This window comes from Amycolatopsis sp. WAC 04197, assembly GCF_003947475.1.
Taxonomy (GTDB): Bacteria; Actinomycetota; Actinomycetes; order Mycobacteriales; family Pseudonocardiaceae; genus Amycolatopsis; species Amycolatopsis japonica.
Genome location: NZ_QHJK01000025.1, coordinates 1 through 1,363 on the forward strand (window position 1 = coordinate 1; position 1,363 = coordinate 1,363).

Sequence of the window (1,363 nt, forward strand, 5' to 3'; positions counted from 1 at the left end):
GGGTCGTGAGTGGCAATGGTCGTTCTAACCCTCTGTGCTGTTTCAGGACCTCACGGACAGATGTGTTTCAGGACTTGTCGGACAGTTTGTTGTTGAGTGGTTGGTAGCGTACTGCTCGGTTGAGGGTGAGCTGGCGGGCGATGGTGTCGCCGATCATGATGGTGACGCGGTCGCCTTGCCAGAACACGGTGGCTGTGTGTCCGGTCCAGTTTCGGCCCAGGACGATGGAGCAGCCGGAGAAGGCGATGACGCCGGTGGCTGAGACGGTGCGTTGAGTGCGGCCGCTGGGGGTGTTGTGGCCGGTGGCGGGGGTGGCTTTGGGGCTGGCGTCGTAGCGTTGTCGTGGGGTGTGGCCGTCGAGGCTTTGGTGGCGCCGGTGGTTGTTGTAGATGTGGCGGTAGTCCTCGAGTAGCTGTTGCAGGACGGCAAGGTTCTCGGCCGGGGGGCGGGCGGCGAGCCATTTCCTCAGGGTTCGGTGGACGCGTTCGTTCTTGCCGCAGGTTTGCGGGCGATAGGGCCTGGACGCGATGGCGGTGACGCCGTGTTCGGCGAGGTGGCGTTCGAGTTCGACCATCTGCCCACGGTGTTTTCCGGAGAAAGCTAATCCGTTGTCGGACAACACTTTGACCGGTAGGCCGTGGCCGGCGAAGGCCTGTTGCAGCGCTGCCCAGGTGTCGGTGCCGTTCTCGCTGGCGGCGGCGTAGGAGCCGACGTCGAGGCGGGAGTGGTCGTCGAGGATCTGGACGATGCAGACCTTCTGGCCGTCGGCCAGGTAGTACTCCATGCCATCGATCTGCCAGCACCCGTTCGGATCGGAGTACTCGAACCGGCGCCTCGTGCGGGGTCTCTTGCGGGGCTCCGGTTCGATCTGGCCGTGCTCGCACAGGATCCGGTAGATCGCCGACTTCGACGGCACCGGCGCGAACCCCGCCTTCTCCAGCCGCCAGCGGATCGAGATCGGCCCGTTGTCCCAGCCCTCGTCCGCGAGTTCCTTACGGGCCCGCAGCACCGCCTCGGCCACCTCCGCGCCTAATGCGGTGGGACGGTGGCGCGGGGCGGTGCTGCGACGGATGAACCCGTTCGCCGCCTCGCTCCGCACCCGGGCCACATACCGATAGAACGTGTCCCGGGAAACCCCGTGCTCGCGGCAGAACTGCGACACGTTGACCTTCTCGCCCACGGCTGCCCGAGCGACCGCGGCGACGAACTCAGGATCCATCGAAAACCCTGTACTGCCCATCGTCGCATGATCACCACGAACACCCTGGTCACCACACTGACAGGCCGATCAGTGTCCGTGAGGTCCTGAAACATCAACTGTCCGACATGTCCTGAACTCAGACAGGTCGTTCTAACCCTCTTT

1 protein-coding gene is annotated in these 1,363 nt (G+C 64.6%); it reads right to left on the reverse strand.

What is annotated here, in order from left to right; translation table 11 throughout:
- Window positions 1-67: 67 nt before the first annotated feature.
- Entirely contained in the window at window positions 68-1,219 is a 1,152-nt protein-coding gene (locus DMC64_RS42545) for an IS481 family transposase (protein WP_125738237.1), read from the reverse strand.
- Window positions 1,220-1,363 lie beyond the last annotated feature (144 nt).

What these genes read in the sequence shown, in the direction of transcription:
- DMC64_RS42545 (WP_125738237.1), bottom strand. Translation starts at nt 1,219, where the DNA reads ATGGATCCTGAGTTCGTCGCCGCGGTCGCTCGGGCAGCCGTGGGCGAG.